This window comes from Serratia sp. HNCC26DJ206 (genome assembly GCF_057180605.1).
Genome location: NZ_JBXUGP010000004.1, coordinates 49,232 through 68,342, shown reverse-complemented (window position 1 = coordinate 68,342; position 19,111 = coordinate 49,232). Strand labels below are relative to the sequence as shown.

The window sequence follows — 19,111 nt, the reverse complement described above, 5'->3', positions numbered from 1 at the left end:
CGCCCTACTTTTTCGGGGGCGGATTTTTGCCGTTTTGGGCCTGAAAAGCGAGGTAATAATAATGAATCACAGTGACCTTTCTCAGTGCCGAGTGAACACTGATCGGTTGTTGATTGCCCCTTTTACCGCAGCAGATGCTGATGATGTTTACCAGGCGATAACCCCGACGCTGACGCGTTTTATGAACTTTGAACCCGAAGAGTCCCCAGAGGCTTTTACTCGCGTCTGGGAAAGCTGGCTGCCGTTGATCCGCGAAGGTGAAGAAGCCATCTTCGTTGCCCGTTTACGCGACAACAAACAGTTCGTCGGCATGGGTGGCGTGCATAGCCTGCACACCCCAACCCCAGAGCTGGGTATCTGGGTGAAAGAAAACCTGCATGGCCAAGGCTATGGCCGCGAAATCACCTTGGCCATCGTGGCCTGGGCCAGCGAGCGTTACCGTCCACAGTACTTTATCTACCCGGTCGCCCAGCAGAATACCCCAAGCCGTCACATTGCCGAATCCCTGGGTGGCGTAGCCAAAGGACGGCGCGAGAATATCAAATATGACTGTGTGGTCTATCACCTGCCAGCGATCGTCGGTTAAATTTGCCGGGACGATAGCGCCGCGCTAGAGTGGATACCGGGTAAAAACAGTTGAGGAACAGTAAGATGATCATTTTTGTTACAGGTGCCACATCCGGGTTTGGCGCAGCCATTGCCCGCAAATTTGTGCGTGAAGGCCATCAGGTGATTGCCGCTGGCCGTCGCATGGAGCGCCTGGAAGAACTGCAAACTGAATTGGGTGAAGCACTGCACATTGTGCGTCTGGATGTCCGCAATCGCGCCGCGATTCAGCAGGCGATCGAGGAATTACCGGCCGCGCTGCGCCAGATCGACGTTCTGGTCAATAACGCCGGGTTGGCGTTGGGCCTGGAGCCCGCGCACAAAGCCAATGCCGATGATTGGGAAACCATGATCGACACCAATAACAAAGGGTTGGTGAACATGACGCGTGCGCTCTTGCCCGCCATGGTGGAACGCAATATCGGGCATGTGATCAACATCGGCTCGACCGCCGCCAACTGGCCTTATGCTGGCGGCAACGTATATGGCGCAACCAAGGCATTTGTGCGGCAGTTCAGCCTGGGCCTGCGCGCCGATCTGCACGGCACCCATATCCGCGTCACGGATATTGAGCCAGGCATGGTGGGCGGCACCGAGTTCTCTAACGTGCGCTTCAAGGGTGATGACGGCAAGGTAAACAAAACCTATGACGGAGCCAATGCTTTAACGCCGGAAGATATCGCCGAATCAGTGTTCTGGGTCGCTACCTTGCCCGCACGCGTCAACATCAACACGCTGGAAATGATGCCGGTCTGCCAATCCTTTGCGGGTTTGAGCATCCACCGCGAGGCGTAATGCCAAGTGGCAGGGTAAACGCGCCCTGCCATTTTTCGCTTAAGCCGCACGCCAACCGGCAACGATGATCAGCATCCCCACCAATGCTACCCCCGCTCCCAACCAATCCATTGCCGACAGCTTTACGCCATCCACTACCCGCAGCCACAGCAGCGCCGTTGCTACATAGACACCGCCATAAGCCGCATACACGCGCCCGCTAGCGGCCGGATGCAGGGTAAGCAGCCAGACAAACAGCATCAGGCTGGCAGCCGCAGGTAGCAGCAGCCAGGCGCTAGCGCCTTTTTTCAGCCACAGATAGGGCAGGAAGCAACCGATGATCTCTGCCAGCGCGGTCACAAAAAACAATAAGGTGGTTTTTAACATCAGTGGCATATTCTCTCTAAAAATTAAACGAATACGGCGGTAGGCTGGTGTAATGCAAGAACACGATGATATATTTAGCCGAATGTTACAACGGGTGCTGCCGAATGACGCAACACTAACTTATAAGGATGAAGCGATGAAATCACTTTCTGTTCAACGGCTGATGTGCGGGATGCTGCCAGTCGCCATGTTGATACTGGTTGGCAGTTGGCAGGCTCCTGTGCTGGCGGCAAGCTGCACCCAAGGCAGTACCTGCGTCACCGTCAACGGCGACAGTGCCATGAGCAACGAACAGGCTCGTGCGGGCAAAGAGCAATGGGACGATACCCGTTCCCTGCGCCGCAAGGTTAACAATCGCGTCGAAAAAGAGTTTGATAAGGTCGAACGCGCCATTGATGATGAAGATAGCTGCAACAACAGCTACAACGTCAATGCCTATTGGGAATCCACCACCCGTAAGTGCCTGGATCGCCAAACTGGTCGGCCGATTAGACCTTAATCAGCCGATAGCGTTAAGCCGCCCTGCTGAATGCTGCTATCCTGTCAGAGGAAATTCATTCTCACATAAGGATTGAATCATGATGAAAAAAGCACTCGTACTCGGCGCGTTGCTGCTGGCTGGCGCGCCATTAGCCACCCTTGCCGCCGACTCATGCGAAAGCATAAAAGCGGATATCGCGCAGAAGATCGTGAACAACGGCGTACCTGAATCTGGTTTCAAACTGGAGATTGTGCCTAACGATCAGGTAAGTCAGGCCGGTGGGCTGGTGGTTGGTCACTGCGGATTCGACACGCAGAAAATCGTCTACACTCGCCTGCATAATGGCGACGAGAGCAGTGATACGGCAGCACAGGCTGGCACCAGCCAGGATGTTAAAGCGGCGCAGTGATTTTTAGGGGCGTGGCTTCAATGTGCGCGTCCTTTCTATTTTTTACGTCAGTTGCATCAGGTTGGCCAATTTACGCTGGTAGATTTATATGAACGCCACACACCTATTTTACTGAAAAAAATCATCTAAACTCATTATATTTCTCTTGTCTAGCCGTGGCTCAAGATTATCACCATCCATACCAAACTCCCCATCCATTACATTAAGAATAAACTGAAATAAATATTTCAACTCATTAACATCCCGCCAATGAAGACTAAAACAAAAAATAGAAAGCCCTTCACAGTTTATCAATTCAAACTTATATGCATCCTCATCCAACTCATATACATCCAAATAGACACTCTTTTTTTTATATACTTGAAACGCGCCACCGCCCTTTATAGTAAAGAAAGAAAATGCATCCATTTCTTTGTAATAATCAATAACCACCTCATATAACTGTTTTACGGTTATTTTTTTCTTGCATATATAAAAGATATCATCCATTTAAATCACTCCTAAATCAGGGGGCAATTAGTTCTAATATGTCATCCATCTCACTCATACTTGCCCCTAATGCTTTTATTTTTTCGAGCCCGGACTTAACATGAGATGATATTCCTTTTTTACAACCCGAAACTCCAATTATCGGTTTTCCATTAGGATTTACAGAAGGATCCATTCTATCTGTAGCTTGATGAGTTAAACCAGTACCTTTACCCTCTTTAAACTCAATTATTACATTATCTGTTTCAAAGTCTATCTCCAAATTTCGGCCATCAGAATGGGTACGAGTGTGTCCACTTTGGTATGGACGTCCTGGATAACGTGATTCAAAAGCTGCAATAAAAGCCACTAACGATGGCTCACCTTGTGTCCCTTTAGCCAACCCTAGTGGGTCAATCCACCTCAGAGTATTAGGCGCATATTGATACGAATTAATCCCACCCACCAACCCAATAGGGTCACAACTAACAAACACCCCGCACAAGGGATCATAGTAGCGATAGCGGTTATAATGCAACCCGCTTTCCGCATCAAGGTATTGCCCTTGAAAACGCAGTGGCTGCCACAGCCCCATCTCACTGCTTACGGTAGTTTTACCGAATACCTCATACTGCGCAGACCAAACGACCTGGCCAGAACCTGTGCGTAACCGCAACGGCATACCATTCGGGTCATTTTGATAGAAGCAGAGATTATCAGCTTTCAGCCGCGCTTTTTGCTCTTCGTGGGCATCAACAATCCGCTCCCCGGCCATACGCAAAGGCGCTGCATTAACCTCGGCCTGATAGGTTTGCATCAGCAAAGGTTCGAAGGTGCCGGGATGATACACATAGCTCTGCGCTGTCCAGCCTGGTTCCCCGGCGGTCAACACCGTGCGCGGTTGCGTGTCTACCTTCGGCTCGGCACACCAATAGCTGACTTCTTGCACCAACCGATCGCCATCCCAGACAAACCAGGTTGTGCGTTGCTCGGTTGCACCCGCAGCATCATATTGCCGCTTGCATACCCGCCGCCCCAGCGCATCATAATCATAGCGCCATCGCCCCGCCTTGGTGGCTAACGCCCGCAGCCTGCCGTGACAATCCCACCCCAAACGCTGCTCATTATTCCCTTCGCGGCGCACGCGTAACTGACCGGCACCATCCAGACGCCACTCAACGCCGCCATCATGCTGCCACACCTGTTCCTGCTGATTTTGCCGCACGGCGCGGAAGCGGTTCCCCAGCGAATCATAGCTAAAGCGCTTAAGCAGCCCCTCTGGATTGGTGTGCTCAATAATTTGCCCCAGCGGATCATAACGGTAACTGTCCGTCCCCGTCAGGCTGTCGCGGCGCTGAACCAGATTATCGTGTTCATCATAAAAATATTCAGTCTGCCCCGCCGTTTCGCCCCGCACCAGGGCTTGATTACGGACCAGCAATCCACGCTGGTTATAGCTGAAGTGTTGGCTCAAGGTGGAGCTCAACGTCAGTTCGCTTAAACGGTGCTGTTCGTCGTAGCTGAAACTGAGCGGTTGATTATCATCCACGGCCAGCGTTGATACGCGCCCGGCAACGTCATAGCCGAAGGTCTGGTGCTGCGACGATAACAGCTCCTGCCCATTTTCGCGGTAAACTCGCTGGCGCTGATGATGCAGGAGGCCATCACGATATTCATACTCCAGCAACGCCTCAACGCCCTGCTGTTTCTGCCGTTCCTCTGCCAGCAAACCATCCGCTCCGTAACGCCGTTTCACGGTGGCGGCAGCGTTAACGGCTTCCGTCAGTCGGCCAGCGGCATCGTAACGGAAACGCTCGACATTCGCCGTCTGTTCATCGCCCAACAGCGTTTTGCTAACGATGCGCCCCATGCGATCGCAGGTGATGGCCAGCATGTGGCCCAGCGGATCACAGGTTTTGGTCAGATGCCCCGCAGCATTATAATCGTAGCGGCGCACCCGCCCGTGGTAATCCACTTCTTCGGTTAAACGCCCGGCTGCATCGCGCTTCAACCCCCAACGCTCACCCAACTGGTTTTCTACGCCAATCAGCTGTTCTTCGGTATCGTAGCGGTAACGTATGGTGCTGCCGTCTGGTTCAATGCGCTTTTTAAGCCGCCCTTGCCCGAAATAACTGAACTGCGTTACCCGGCGGTGATCGTCGTGATAGCGGAGCAGATTACCTTCAGGGTCATAGCTGCAATCCAAGGTTTTCCCACCCGGCAGTTGGGCATGGATCAGGCGGTTGCAAATGTCGTAGCGATAATGCGTCACCGCTCCGTCAGCATCGGTACGACAAATCAGATTGCCGTAACAATCATGTTCAAAAGTGCCCCTATTACCCGCCGGATCGGTCAAGGTATTCAGGAAACCGTATTGGTCATAACCCAGATGCGTCACACCGCCGCCAGATCGCTCTACCTTCAGCAGCAAACCCCGGTTGTCGTACCCGTAGCGGGTGGTTTCGCCCGTCGGCGTCTGCTGCTGCGTCAGGTTGCCGCGCTCATCAAACGCCTGGAGCCATTTAGCGCCGGTCGGGTCGGTCACGCAGATAGGGTGACTCTGTGCGTCATACTCCACCGTCGTTTTGCTTTGATCCGGCTGGGTTTGACTGATTTCATTCCCCTGCGCGTCATACTGCCAGGCCGTGACGTTGCCCTGCGGATCCGTTTGCTGCGACGTGCGGCCGCTGCTGTCATACCGATAGCTGAAGGTTTCGCCCAAGGCATTGGTTCGGCTGAGTGGAAATTGGCGTTCGTTATATTGCAGGCGGGTGGTATGCCCCAGCGAATCGGTGATTAGCGTTTCCCCGCCTTCTGGGTGCCAGTCAAAACGGTAGTCGAACAGCCCGCCATCACCCCAGGCATGTACCACGCGTATCACGCCATCGTCATGACGTTGCCAGGCATAATAGAAAGAGAGTCTGTTGCGGTTGGTATGGCGCACCATGCGGTGCTCATCTTCATAGCCGAACGTGTAAGGCTCGCCAGCGGCATCTTCCACCGCCACCATATCGCCACGTTGATCATAACGATAACGGGCCAACGTCCGTGTGGCCTTGCCGGAAATCCACAGCGTCAGGCTGCCTATCGCCCAAGAAAACTCGCCGTCATACTCCAGGCGGATTTCCCGCCCGGTGGCTTCATCACCGCAATACTCGGTAAACGCGCGCAGTCTGTTCTGATCGTCATAACGGCAGTGCCAGGCATTTTGATTTCGATCGTTAAACCGTTGCAGGTACAGAATCAACGCGTCATGGGCGGAGGGCCGCCAGTTACCGGCCAAAAAGGCTTCATCACAATCCGGCAATTTCTCCAGCTTCTGCGGCCACCCAGACGGCAAGTGGAAATGATAAATAACCCCCGGTTTGGTTTGCAGCAGCAAGGTATCCCCCTGCCGCCACAGGTTGTCGCCGTAATGCCCATCATCAACACGCCCCTTATCGCCTTCCAGCACGGGGAAATAGTCAAACGCCGTTGCCCGATCGGGGAAGCGTGCCACTACGCCAATCAGCAGACCGTGGCGCACAATCTCCAGCCGGCAGTCCGCCAGCGTTTGCCAAGCATGCCCCAGGCTGCTGCGCTCAACATAGTGCCCGCGGTAATAGCGTTCCCAACTGAACGGCAACCGGCCCGGCACCTGAAAGTCTTGCTGTTCCACGACCACTTCGCCGGTAATAGAGTGCACCGGCTCGGCATCCAGTACCGTGCAGCGTAAAAAACCCGAATCCAGCTTCAGCTTATCTGCCAGTTTTTTCGCCAAGGCCGAACCGCGAAAGGCTTTCCAGAGCGATTTCGTCAGCACCAGCAGATTCAGCACTGGCATCCCACCAACCAGCACCGGCCGCCCCATCGGAATAGGTAACATTGTTGCGGTAGGCAGCGAAGTGTAGCTGCGTGTCGTATGGGCCTGGTCATGATTGCTCGGCTCCAGCCCGGTCATCCAGCAACTTAGGGCAGGCAGTGCGGCAAAAGAGAGCGGATCGCTGTTGGCCATCACCGTTTTGCTGCCCATGTAAGACTCGGCATCCCGGGACGGGTTGATATCCGTATCACCAAAAGAGGCCCCAAGTGGGAAATGCAGCCCTGGTAAATGATGGGTATAGGTGCCGACGGTCGCCCGCATCATGCCATTGATCATCACCGGCCGCCCAGAACCGCCGCCTGACCCAATGTTGGCGCCCAAGGCCCCCATCAATGCATCTTTTTTCTCACTCGCTGCCAAAGCTGTCGCAACCAGGGGATTAGCCATAGCGTTAGCCATCACGCCCCCGGCTTGGCCCGCAACCGCCATCGCTTTAGCGGCCAATGCAGGATTGGCTTCCGCCAACTCACCGGCCCTAGCGGTGACAAAACTCATCGCCATGCAGCCTATCACTGCCTTGGCAGCGTTAACGTATTCCCGCGGGTCAAAAATCATCCCCACATGCGGATGCGGGATAGGCGTCGGCGCGGTGGGCGGGGCCGGTGGAACAATTACTTTGTGGACATCAACTCCGATAACGGGATCGATATGTTTCGTTGCCGGCAATGCCATATTTTCTGCCTCTCTGTCCACCTCAATCGACGGACTCTGCCGCTAACTCTGCGCTTCATGCCAGCGCTCCCCAAACAGTTGAAAGAATTTCTGCTGCAACTGGCTTCCCGACAGACGGTGAGAAATCAACCCAGGGTGCCGAATCAACCAATCCGCCAGCAGGCTCAACCCGCAGTGCGCACGGATCTCCGGTTCAATCAACATACCGGCATCCAATCCCGTCATGGCCGCATCCAGTGCCTCGGGGTATTGCCCGGCTTTATCCAGACACCAGGCCTGCATGCGCCACCCTTCCACCGCCAGAATGCCGTCACCATCTGCCTGCGCCTGTTCACCCGCTAACCGGTAGCACGCCGCAGCCTCTAGCCACGCCTTTTTAGTCAGCCAGACACTGGCTTCGCCAAACAACGCATTGACGATCAGCTTCCTGCCAGCCGGATGCCCGGCGCGTTCCGCCTGGCCCGCCATCTGCACCGCCTGTTGATACTCTTCCAGTGCCTGCTTAGCTTTCCCCCCTTTCAGGTACGCCACGCCAGTGGTCAGAAACACCACAGTGGCCTGATCGAACCATTGCTGGGCATGGGTAATCGCCAGCATCTCCTGCTTTATCTTGGCCAGCCGGGCAAAATCATCATTGCGTAACGTATCCCCGAGCATCACAAACAGCCGACGGAACTCCCCCGATGGCCCCCGCTCTCCAGATTCTGCCACTACTTCCCCTGGCAGTTGCCGCATCTGGTAGCGCCCGAATAAGGTAGACATTCGCTTGGGGTGACGCTGTTGCAGCGGGTTCAGCGGTGGAAGATGCGGCTTTTGCGGCACAATAACCCGGATGCGCTCACCTTCGGGCGTGGTCCAGAATGGATCCTCCAACAGTTGTTCCAGTGTTTTCTCAAACTGCTGGGCATGTGCGATTTGTGCGGGCTGCAAGATAAACACCAAGCCGGGAAAGATATCGGGATGGTGGCGCATCAGGCTGGACGCAACGGAGAACAAATCCCGTGCATCGCTGCGCCCGCTTAACGCGGGTGGAGACCAATCCGCCACCATACCCTGTTGCCGGGAAGCCGCCTGGCGTTCCTGGTAATAAGCGATCAGAGCTCGGGCGGCCTGGGCCAGATAAAGCGCATCGGTGAACGGATGCATAAATCGGATAACGGCACAGTCAGCCTCTTGGCGCATCTGCAAATAGAGATCAACCATTTGCTGATCGTCGTCATCGGCCTGCCAGTACAAAAGACGAGCTTCTTTTTTGCCAGCAAAACGCATCCAGTCTTCATGCGCTTGTAAAAACCGGCGCTCAACGGAATTCGAGGGACTCCATTCACTCATGATCCATCTCCGCTTAAGGATTCAGTTTCAGCAATGCGCCTTCCACAACGTGCTCACCGGCCGCCGATGAGGTTATTTTGCTGCCAGAGGTAAGATGATCGCCGGATGCCGCTGACGTAATATCCACGCCAGAGAGAATGATTTTTCCGTCGCTGGTCAGTGAGATGCTGGCTGCACCACACTGCAACGTAATGGTGTTTTTCGCGCTAAGCAGTACGCCGGTGGCATCGATCGTTGAGTTACCGCCAGCACTGAGCAGCGCATCGGTTTTGACAACCACCTGTTGAAATTGCGCATCCATTGAATGCCCGCCGGTGACGCTAATCTGATTTTCACCACCGATGGTGGAAACCTGGTTGCCAGTGACGGCAACGCTGCGCGCTCCGCCAACGGATAAGCTCAGATCCGTACCAACGCTTTCCGTCAGGCTCTGGCCTATGGTCATAGAGGCGGCTTGATCAATCTGTTCCGTTTTGGCACCACCAACGGTCTGAGTATGATTCCCGGTAATAGAACGGCTATCTGCGCCCAGTACCGTCAGGCTGCGATCCGCCTTCACCGTCAGGGATTCATTTTGATCGACAGTTTGCGTTCGCGCTCCCTGAACGCTGGCGGTTTCGTCGCCTGTTACTGTTTTCGCACGGTTACCGCTGACGGAGAGCGTTTCATTGCCTTTAATCGTAGAGGTTTCGTTACCGTCGACCGACTTGGTGCGATCCTGCTTGATATGGCTGGTTTCGTTGCCAGAAACGGTTTTGGTTCGGTTGCTGCCTACCGAGTGTGTTTCTTCATTTTCGATATCGGTGTCCATGTTGCGCTCAGCATGCAGCAACACCTGTTCCGAGCCGGCTTTATCTTCAAAGCGCAGCGCGTTCGAGTTCTCCGGTGTGCCGTCTTCGGAACGGCTCATGAACCCCATCTGAGTTGCCGCTGCGGGTAATTCCCAAGGTGGCATGCTCGCTTCGTTGAACACCCGGCCGGTAATAATCGGGCGATCCGGATCGCCGTTGATAAAGTCTACGATCACCTCATCCCCGGCCCGTGGGATCTGAATGCCACCGAACCCTTGCCCGGCCCAGGCGCTGGAGACACGCACCCAACAGGAGCTGGTGTCATCTCCCGCAGACAAACGGTCCCAATGAAATTTCACTTTCACCCGGCCGTATTTATCGGTCCAGATGGATTTACCCTGCGGGCCAACCACGTTGGCCGTCTGCGGCCCGCTGGTTTTTGGCCATGGCGCCTGCTGAGGTGGGCGAAAAGGAACATTTGCGGGGATCACAGTAAAATCAAAATGTTGCTCACTCTTTGTCTCGCCGCTGGCATAAGGGTTATCCCGCAGAAAATAGGTTGCACGGGTGACCAGATAATTGCCCGCATCTGAAGAATAAGGGGCATTATTCAGTACAAACGTGCAGCCAGGGACGATCCCCAGAGCGGTGCCACTACCGCTAATCTGCTGATGCTCAGCCTGCCAAGCCTCCTGGCGAACCCGTGCGTAAGCTTCGCCTTGCTGATGTTCGACAAAGTGCCCAGGCCAGTCGAAAACATCAATTTGACCGGGCTGAGGAGAGACTGGATTCTGGCGAGCTTGAAACAGCCAGGCATTCGGCTTACGGAAGTCATAATCATCAATGCTGTAAATCCCCGGAGTGACAGCGTCACTGATCAACCATTGGTTGATCCCCTCTTCCTGCGCAATACCGCCGGACGGAGTGGCATGATAGTCAATCTGCTCATAGCCGCTGAATGGTTGATGCCGCTGTGGCGCATCGATCAACACCAGGGTGTTTTTGTTCATTTCGTGACGGAAAAAGTAGTAGATCCCCTCCAGTTCCATCAGGCGGCTGATAAAGTTAAAGCTACTTTCCTGATATTGAACGCAATACTCCCACAAGCGATAGTCGCGGGTCAGCAGGTTCTCAACCGACACCTGATTTTCACGCAGCAAAGCCGTAATGATTTGCGGCACAGTCTGTTGCTGGAAGATACGGCAGTTACGATCGCGCAGCATCGGCCAGACATCAGGCTCCAGACGCAGCTTATAAACAGCGTATTGATCGTCATTAATCGTTTCACTATGAATGGCCGCGGAGGTGACTTTGCCGTTCAAAAAGCGCGATACCATGCCGTATTGGGAAGGGATGGCCAGGGTGACGGATTTTCCAAGTAATGCTTGTCGATCAATCCGAGGGTTTTTACTGAGCAGTTCAACGGAAAAAGCGTATGGCGATGAAAGGCGCTCCTCTCCTTGCAATGACCAAAACAGGAGTTCATCCGATGGAAGTGGAGTATGTGCCGTTGTTCTGCTCAGCATAGACGAAATCCTTTTCAATTCTCGCCAGGTCAAACGCAACCGATTAAGATCATTAGCCCTATCAATCTATCTTTTTACAATGCACCTCGGATGATTGAAAATCATCCAGAATAGTCTGATTGTAAATGCGATTGAGCGCCCGTCGCTGAATGGTCAAAATGCCTAAATCTCAATAAGGTAGCCCTGAATGCCTTGTGACGGTGTCACAAATCACTGTCGAACCATTATGTTGCGATTTTATATACAGCACATTGAATATTAAGTAATTTCTTAGAAACAAGCTGCAAGCCGCGCCGTACCTGGCTCATCGTTAAAACCTATCCGAACGATAGTTAAGAACTATTGAAGTATTTGATTTCGGTCAAGCTGTAATGCTCTTCGATGTGGCAACCTCGGTTGCCCGTTTTTTCATCAGCATGATCGGATGTCGGGCAATTTGGAAGCTAAACTCATTGGAGCGAGATCATGATTAAAAAAGTCATTCTGGGATGTGCCGTCGTGGCCGTTGTCGGCTATCTGGGGTTCGTCGGTTATATCTATCATTACGATCAACAGCGTGCACCTGCGGTTGCTAACAACAAAATAGACACTCTGTTAACCCACTACGGATGTGACTATTGCCACACGGCTTCGGCGAAATTACCCTTCTATGCCGAGCTGCCTATCGCTAAACAACTCATGGAATATGATATTCGGACTGGCAGCAGGCAGTTTACTCTTGATGCCACGCGTAATGCCCTGCAGCAAAATACCGCCGTACCAGAAGCCGATCTGGCCAAGCTGGAATTTGTACTGAAAAATCAAACAATGCCGCCAGCGCTTTACAAAATGATGCACTGGTCTGGGTATATGAGCGATGGTGACCGGCAGGAATTGCTCAGTTGGATTCGTCAGCAACGTGAGCAACATTATACTCCCCCAGGCACTCCAACTGCATTGCGCGGTGCAGCACTGCAACCGCTGCCAGAATCGCTGCCGACCGACCCTCAGAAAGTGGCGTTGGGCTTCCGGTTGTTCCACGATCCACGGCTGTCGAAAGATAACAGCATCTCCTGTGCGCACTGCCATCAACTGGGTGCCGGGGGTGTCGATGGCCGCGTGTCTTCGCTTGGGGTGAATAACCAACCAGGCCCAATCAATGCGCCAACGGTGTTCAATGCCGCGTTCAACATCGCGCAATTCTGGGATGGCCGAGCAAAAGACCTGCAAGCACAGGCAGGTGGCCCGCCAATGAACCCGATCGAAATGGCCTCAGGATCCTGGGACGATATTATCGGTAAACTGGAAAAAGATGCGCAGTTAAAGGCTGACTTCCAACGGGTCTATGCCAACGGTTTCACCGGCGATAACATTACCGATGCCATTGCCGAGTTTGAAAAAACCCTGATCACGCCAAACAGCCCGTTTGACCGCTATCTGAAAGGGGATGAAAGTGCCCTGACCGCCCAGCAGAAACACGGCTATCAGTTGTTCCAGCAGAATAAATGCGGCACCTGCCATACCGGGGTTAACCTGGGCGGCCAGTCTTACGAACTTATGGGTGTCAAAGCGGATTACTTTGCCGTGCGTGGTAACCCCACCGAGGTTGACCTTGGGCGTTACAATGTCACGAAAAATGAAGCAGACCGCAATCGCTTTAAGACGCCAACGCTGCGCAATGTCGCCCAAACGGCGCCTTATTTCCATGACGGCAGCGTCAACTCTCTTAACCAGGCGGTGAAAGATATGTTGAAATATCAGGTCGGCGTTACTCTACCAGAGAGCGACGTCAACGACCTGGTGGCCCTGCTGGAAAGCATGAGCGGCAAATATCAGCCTGCAACACCACCTGCCAGTTAACATTTTTAGCACCACACCAGTGACTCGGTGAAGATTCACTGGTTTTCAGGTGGGCAGACAAGCACAATGCCCACCTGACCCTTTCATTTTTCTCACGATTTCCCGAAGCATGAAACGATTGGTCCACCTGCACCACTATCGCGCCCTGCTGCGCCGCTTGTTTATCGCTATCTTTCTTGGCATTTCTGCTGCCCTGGTCGTTTGGCTATTCCACCGCAGCATGCTTGGGCTGGAGTGGCTGTTGCTGGGGCATGATAGCGGTAGTCTGGTGGCCGCCGCCGCGGCACTACCCGGCTGGCGTCGGGCACTGACTCCGGCGTTGGGTGGCTTGGTGGCGGGCTTACTGCTGTGGATTTATCAGCGCTATCGGCATCAGCACCCTGCGGCCCCTACCGATTATATGGAAGCAATAGAAACCGGTGATGGGCGATTGGACGTTGCTGCCAGTCTGGTCAAAAGCCTGGCATCGTTACTGGTGGTTTCCAGCGGTAGTGCGATTGGCCGTGAAGGGGCGATGATTTTGCTGGCGGCGCTGGTTGGATCGATATTTGCGCAGCGCTTTACCCATGCGCGGGAATGGAAGCTATGGGTAGCCTGCGCTGCGGCAGCAGGGATGGCCAGCGCCTATCATGCACCGTTGGCGGGCAGCCTGTTTATTGCCGAGATCCTGTTCGGCACGCTGATGCTGGCCTCTCTCGGACCGGTGGTAATTGCCGCCGTCAGTGCCCTGCTGGTCACCAACCTGCTCAACGGTGGCCAAGCCCCGTTATACCTTGTGGAGCCACTGGCTGCCCCCTCACCGGTACAATATCTGCTGATGGCACTGTTGGGCGTTTTGGCAGGAATATGTGGCCCGCTGTTCCTGTGGGCAATGTCCGCCAGCGGTCGGGCATTTAGATCGCTGAATCTCAACCCGCCATTACAACTGGCGTTGGGTGGGTTGATCGTCGGGCTTCTTTCCTTGCTGTTCCCTGAAGTGTGGGGGAATGGTTATAGCGTAGTGCAGTCATTGCTCAGCGCACCGCCGGGCATATTGCTGGTGGGCGCGATTTTGATTTGCAAACTGCTGGCGGTGCTGGCCAGCAGTGGTTCTGGTGCTCCTGGTGGCGTATTTACCCCGACATTATTCGTGGGTGCCGCACTGGGATCGCTGTTGGGGCAACTGTGTGCCTTGTGGCCGGAGCTGGGAAGCGCGGTGCCAATACTGATGGCGTTGACCGGTATGGCGACGCTGTTGGCCGCGACCACGCATGCCCCGATCATGGCGTCACTGATGGTATTTGAAATGACCGGGGAATATACCCTGCTCCCCGGCATTCTATTGGCTTGTGTGATCGCCACGACCATCGCGCGCGGGTTACGCGCGCAGTCGGTCTATCACAGCGCGTAGCGATCCATCAGGCCGGAGATATCCAGATACTGCGCCAGTTCGCGCTGTTCGGCACGTGGCAAATAGGGGATCTCACCCAACAGCGGTGCGGGAATACGTTGCTGCAATGCATCAATGGTTTCGGCATAGTGCGCTAAACCTGGGTTGATACGGTTGGCGACCCAACCCAACAATGGTAAGCCATCGTTAAGGATCGATTGTGCGGTCAGCAGCGCATGGCTGACACAGCCCAACTTGATGCCTACCACCAGGATCACCGGCAACTGTTCCTGCACCACCCATTCGGCATAAGGACGCAGATCGTTCATCAATACGCGCCAGCCACCGCTACCCTCTACCACTACGGTATCTGCCTTGGCAGAAAGATGCTGCAACCCACGGCTCATCACGCCGTAGTCAATATCCTGTGTAGCCTGCGCGTGGAAGACCTCATCCAGGCAGGTTATCGGGTTAACTTCGTCATAAGACAAAGGCATAGTGGACGAAGCCTGCAGAACCAAAGCGTCTTTATTTCGAATGCCTTCACTGGTTTCCTGACAACGCGCCGCTATGGGCTTATACCCCGCCGCTGAACGGCCCTGTGCAGCAAATGCCTGCAACAATCCGCGGGAAACCACGGTTTTACCTACGTCGGTATCCGTGCCTGTAACAAATAAGCGCTTTAACATGAATGGATTGCCCTGAAATGCTCCGTTAACAAAAGGATCGCCGCCGATCGCGGCGCGAGTAGCCTGACAGGGAAAAGTCTAGGGGATGCGAACTTGCAGGGGCTTGAGGTAGCTCAATATTTTTGCGGTAAACATTAAGAAATTCTGATAGGAGGAATTTACATTAGCCCTGTAACAGTTTCACCAGCAGCGAACCGTTGTATAGCGCATCTTTTACCAGCGCAGCACCCGGCATGGTGCCTTGATTGAAAAACTGAGTGGATTCAACCTGTACATGCTCACTGTATGCGGGCAAAGATTGCTGGCGGATACAGGAGGCAATCGCCGGATGGAGGATCTCAGCGGCTCGATTTAACGGCGAACCCACCAGGATTTTTTCTGGATTAAACAGATTGACCATGATCGCCACAATGCGCCCGACGCTATGCCCGACGCCAAGAATGATGTCTTTGGCTAATTGATCCCCGGCCAGCGCGGCATCGCACAGAGATTCGACGGTCAAGGGTGCACCGTGTAGCAATGACGTCATTGAGCCACCCAAGCGTTGTTGGGCGATTTCCAGCATGTTTTCAATACTGGCTACCGTTTCCAGGCAACCGTGATTACCGCAATAGCAGCGTTTACCGTAAGGATCGACCTGGGTATGGCCAATTTCCACTACGCTGCGGCTACCGGCATGCAGCACACGACCATTGGTGATCACCCCAGCACCGACGTTATGATCAATCACCACCTGAATCACATTCATGCTACCGCGCGAAGCACCGTACAGCGCCTCGGCCATGGTCCAGGCACAGATATCATGTTGCAGGTAGACCGGCAACCCAGTGAGCGTTGCCAACGCCGGGCCGAGCGCCATTTCTTGCACATCATAGAACGGCATGCGGTGAACAACGCCAGATGCGGTATCGATCATGCCGGGCAAGGTGATGGCGATCGCCGTTAAACGTTCCAGTTTGCTTTGATGGCGAATGAAAAAGCGGTCTATTTCACCCACAATACGTTGCAGTAAGGGGTCGGGGTGTTCAGCATCGAGCGGCAGCAGTTCTTCTACCACCATTTTGCTGCTGAGATCGCGCAGCGCCAGCGTAATGGTTCCACGGCTGATACGAGCAGAAAGGTAATGCCAGGCTTCGGTATCCAACACCAACCCGACCGCCGGGCGGCCACGGCTGCCAATTTCCTGATATTCGGTTTCTTTAACCAGATGCGCTTCAAGCAGCTCACGCACAATCTTGGTGATACTGGCGGGCGCAAGCTGGGCGCGTTTGGATAATTCGATGCGCGAAATCGGCCCCAGCTGATCAATCAGCCGGTACACTGCCCCTGCATTGGTTTGCTTGATTTGATCAATATGCCCAGGCTGCCCATCCGCAATCACAAACCTGCTCCTACTATTTTTCGCGCTTCTAAATAAAGACTAAGGGCTATGGTGGGGCTTTTGGAATACAGCGTCAACTATTTGATTCGTTATGTGATTAACAGCACAAATTCACCGACATTTAGCCTGGAAGCGCGTCTTATTTGTGCAGATTCAGCATTAGCTCCATCAAGGTTTGGGCCGCAACCGTGACTGGACGGTTACGATGATGCACCAACCAGACTTCGGTCATCGCCTCCGGTTCAGCCAGCGGCAGATAGGTGACACCATCAATTTTAACCCGGCCAAATGACGTCGGCAGGATAGAAATCCCTAACCCAGCGGCTACCAGACCGATAATCGTCATTGCCTCGCCCACTTCCTGAGTAATGTAAGGAGCAACTCCAGCATTGGCCAACAGCGCCAGAATTTCGTCATACAGCGCCGTACCGACCTCACGGGAAAAGAAGACGAACGGTTCCTGCGCCAGATCGGTGAAACGCAGCGTGCCAGGCGCAACATGAGTGAGCGGGTGACCATTCGGCACCACTGCCAACAACGGTTCGCGCAGCAGCAACTGATGCTGGAGCGCATCCGGCAAACGGGTATTGCGCATAACCCCCAGATCCAACGCACCGTTCAGCAAAGGCTCGAGCTGCTGCTTGGTATTGATCTCACGCATTTTGATATGCACATTCGGCGACAACTGACGGAACGCCCGCAGGCTGCGTGACACCACGCTGATAAACGGTGCAGAAGAGGTAAAGCCGATCGTCAACTCGCCGATCTCACCGCGCTCAAGCCGAGCGGCCCTTTCTGTCGCACGATTAACCTGATCGAGTACCTGATAGGCCTCCTTGAGAAACATCTCTCCGGCCTGAGTCAGCCCGACGTTGCGGTTATTACGCGCCAACAAGCGCGCGCCGACCATCTCTTCCAACGCCTGGATCTGCTGGCTCAGCGGTGGCTGGGACATGCGCAGCCGCTCCGCCGCGCGGCCAAAGTGCAATTCCTCTGCAACGGCGACAAAATAGCGCAGGTGTCTGAGCTCGATATTCATATTTTTAAAGTCTCAATTGCAATGATTAATATATTAGACAAAAAACTGCCCTCTCCCTATCATTTTGTGACTCAAGATGTGTTTTTGTTCTTCCGAACCCGGTAAGGAAATGCTGTGACAACCCCTATGCGTTCTGCGGCCGCCACATCGCAAGCGCTGCCCCCCGATGAAGTGCCCAAAGTTAGGCGCTCAACGCTGAATAAACACCCCTTTATTGAACGTGGCACTTCGCAATTTACGCGCGTCACCTTGGCCTTGTTCTCTGCCGGATTGGCCACATTTGCCTTGTTGTACTGTGTGCAACCGATCTTGCCGGTACTTTCGCAGGACTTTGGCATCTCCCCCGCCGAAAGCAGCCTTTCGCTTTCCTTTTCGACCGGCTTATTGGCTATCGGCCTGATGTTCACCGGCCCGCTGTCCGATGCCATTGGCCGCAAACCGGTGATGGTGGTGGCCTTGTTACTGGCGGCGATCTGTACGCTAATTTGCGCGTTCATGACCAGTTGGCACAGTATTCTATTCATGCGAGCCCTGATTGGCCTTTCACTGAGTGGCGTGGCCGCGGTTGGCATGACCTATCTGAGTGAGGAGATTCACCCCAGCTTTGTCGCCTTTTCAATGGGGCTGTACATCAGTGGTAACTCCATTGGCGGGATGAGCGGGCGTTTGGTAACCGGTGTACTGACCGATTTCTTCTCATGGCGAATTGCCTTGGCGGTCATTGGGTTGTTCGCGCTGGCTGCGGCTTTCATGTTCTGGCGCATTCTGCCTGCATCGAAACATTTTCGTGCCAGTTCGCTGCGCCCACATACCCTGCTGATCAACTTTAGGCTGCACTGGCATGATAAAGGGCTGCCGCTGCTGTTCGCCGAAGGTTTCCTGCTGATGGGCAGTTTTATCACTATGTTCAACTACATTGGCTATCGGCTGTTGAACGATCCCTATCATCTCAGCCAAGCTGCGGTTGGGCTGCTGTCGGTGGTTTATCTCACCGGTTCATACAGTTCCCCCAAGGCTGGATCCCTGACAACCCGCTTCGGGCGCGGGCCCGTACTGTTGGTTTCAATCCTGATTATGCTGACTGGGATCCTGATCACCACGTTGGCACCGCTCACCGCGATTTTTATCGGCATGATGCTGTTTACCGCCGGATTCTTTGCCGCCCACTCGGTTGCCAGCAGTTGGATCGGCCGCCGGGCGCGCCGCGCTAAGGGCCAGGCATCGTCACTGTATCTGTTCTGTTATTACGTGGGTTCCAGCGTGGCCGGAACCCTGGGTGGAGTGTTCTGGCACAGTTTTGGTTGGGGTGGTGTGGTAACCTTTATCAGCGCGATGTTGCTTCTGGCCCTCTTGGTCGCCCTCCACCTGAAAAAACTGCCGGAAGCCGCGCGTATTTAGCGAAAGTATCCATACCTTCCCTGCCAGGCTTGAACGACTCAGAATCGAATATTGGTAAGGGGCTGAAGTTGCCCCTTTCTTTGTATAA

15 protein-coding genes are annotated in these 19,111 nt (G+C 54.1%); 7 read left to right on the top strand and 8 right to left on the bottom strand.

Annotated features, from left to right (window positions below):
- Positions 1 to 61 precede the first annotated feature (61 nt).
- Entirely contained in the window at positions 62 to 586 is a 525-nt protein-coding gene (locus AC2A1E_RS03990; protein ID WP_484382661.1) for a GNAT family N-acetyltransferase, read from the top strand.
- Between the two features lie 65 nt (positions 587 to 651).
- Positions 652 to 1,401: a bifunctional NADP-dependent 3-hydroxy acid dehydrogenase/3-hydroxypropionate dehydrogenase YdfG gene (gene ydfG / locus AC2A1E_RS03985; protein WP_484382660.1), complete on the top strand. Its 750-nt coding sequence runs from the start codon at positions 652 to 654 to the stop codon at positions 1,399 to 1,401.
- A 39-nt stretch (positions 1,402 to 1,440) separates the two neighbouring features.
- Here ydfG and AC2A1E_RS03980 read toward each other — a convergent pair whose 3' ends face one another.
- Positions 1,441 to 1,767 (bottom strand): YnfA family protein, encoded by a 327-nt coding sequence (locus tag AC2A1E_RS03980; protein ID WP_484382756.1) that lies wholly within the window; start codon positions 1,765 to 1,767, stop codon positions 1,441 to 1,443.
- 163 nt (positions 1,768 to 1,930) lie between these two features.
- Between AC2A1E_RS03980 and AC2A1E_RS03975 the strand changes: the two genes are divergently transcribed.
- Both AC2A1E_RS03975 and AC2A1E_RS03970 read left to right on the top strand, forming a co-directional pair.
- On the top strand, positions 1,931 to 2,266 hold the full coding sequence (locus tag AC2A1E_RS03975; protein ID WP_484382755.1) for a DUF1283 family protein: 336 nt from the start codon (positions 1,931 to 1,933) through the stop codon (positions 2,264 to 2,266).
- Positions 2,267 to 2,348: 82 nt separating this feature from the next.
- Positions 2,349 to 2,657 (top strand): DUF1161 domain-containing protein, encoded by a 309-nt coding sequence (locus AC2A1E_RS03970; RefSeq protein WP_484382754.1) that lies wholly within the window; start codon positions 2,349 to 2,351, stop codon positions 2,655 to 2,657.
- Positions 2,658 to 2,765: 108 nt separating this feature from the next.
- Here the strand turns inward: AC2A1E_RS03970 and AC2A1E_RS03965 are convergent, their stop codons facing one another.
- From AC2A1E_RS03965 to AC2A1E_RS03950, 4 genes are read right to left on the bottom strand one after another with little or no spacing between them, the layout of a single operon-like run.
- A complete protein-coding gene (locus tag AC2A1E_RS03965; protein ID WP_484382659.1) occupies positions 2,766 to 3,146 on the bottom strand; it encodes a hypothetical protein in 381 nt (126 codons plus the stop codon).
- A gap of 16 nt (positions 3,147 to 3,162) precedes the next feature.
- Positions 3,163 to 7,659 (bottom strand): RHS repeat-associated core domain-containing protein, encoded by a 4,497-nt coding sequence (locus tag AC2A1E_RS03960; protein ID WP_484382658.1) that lies wholly within the window; start codon positions 7,657 to 7,659, stop codon positions 3,163 to 3,165.
- 42 nt (positions 7,660 to 7,701) lie between these two features.
- Entirely contained in the window at positions 7,702 to 8,991 is a 1,290-nt protein-coding gene (locus AC2A1E_RS03955; protein ID WP_484382657.1) for a tetratricopeptide repeat protein, read from the bottom strand.
- Positions 8,992 to 9,004: 13 nt separating this feature from the next.
- Positions 9,005 to 11,308, bottom strand: coding sequence for a type VI secretion system Vgr family protein (locus tag AC2A1E_RS03950; RefSeq protein ID WP_484382656.1), 2,304 nt, complete (start codon positions 11,306 to 11,308; stop codon positions 9,005 to 9,007).
- Positions 11,309 to 11,776: 468 nt separating this feature from the next.
- Here AC2A1E_RS03950 and AC2A1E_RS03945 point away from each other — a divergent pair, with 468 nt between their 5' ends.
- Together AC2A1E_RS03945 and clcB are read left to right on the top strand one after the other, a co-directional pair.
- Positions 11,777 to 13,147 (top strand): cytochrome c peroxidase, encoded by a 1,371-nt coding sequence (locus AC2A1E_RS03945; RefSeq protein ID WP_484382753.1) that lies wholly within the window; start codon positions 11,777 to 11,779, stop codon positions 13,145 to 13,147.
- Positions 13,148 to 13,256: 109 nt separating this feature from the next.
- Complete coding sequence (clcB, locus tag AC2A1E_RS03940; RefSeq protein WP_484382655.1) at positions 13,257 to 14,537, top strand: voltage-gated ClC-type chloride channel ClcB; 1,281 nt, start codon at positions 13,257 to 13,259, stop codon at positions 14,535 to 14,537.
- Here the strand turns inward: clcB and bioD are convergent.
- The 3 genes from bioD to AC2A1E_RS03925 form a co-directional block, all read right to left on the bottom strand.
- Positions 14,525 to 15,205, bottom strand: a complete 681-nt coding sequence (bioD, locus tag AC2A1E_RS03935) for a dethiobiotin synthase (protein ID WP_484382654.1) — start codon at positions 15,203 to 15,205, stop codon at positions 14,525 to 14,527. The two genes, clcB and bioD, sit on opposite strands and share 13 nt — an antisense overlap.
- 163 nt (positions 15,206 to 15,368) lie before the next feature.
- Positions 15,369 to 16,586 (bottom strand): sugar metabolism global transcriptional regulator Mlc, encoded by a 1,218-nt coding sequence (gene mlc, locus AC2A1E_RS03930; RefSeq protein WP_484382653.1) that lies wholly within the window; start codon positions 16,584 to 16,586, stop codon positions 15,369 to 15,371.
- A 139-nt stretch (positions 16,587 to 16,725) separates the two neighbouring features.
- Positions 16,726 to 17,625 carry a LysR family transcriptional regulator gene (locus AC2A1E_RS03925; protein WP_484382652.1) on the bottom strand — a complete coding sequence of 300 codons (900 nt, stop codon included), beginning with the start codon at positions 17,623 to 17,625 and terminating at the stop codon, positions 16,726 to 16,728.
- 126 nt (positions 17,626 to 17,751) lie between these two features.
- On the opposite strand from AC2A1E_RS03925, the gene AC2A1E_RS03920 reads away from it, so the two are divergent.
- On the top strand, positions 17,752 to 19,023 hold the full coding sequence (locus tag AC2A1E_RS03920) for an MFS transporter (protein ID WP_484382752.1): 1,272 nt from the start codon (positions 17,752 to 17,754) through the stop codon (positions 19,021 to 19,023).
- Positions 19,024 to 19,111: the final 88 nt, after the last annotated feature.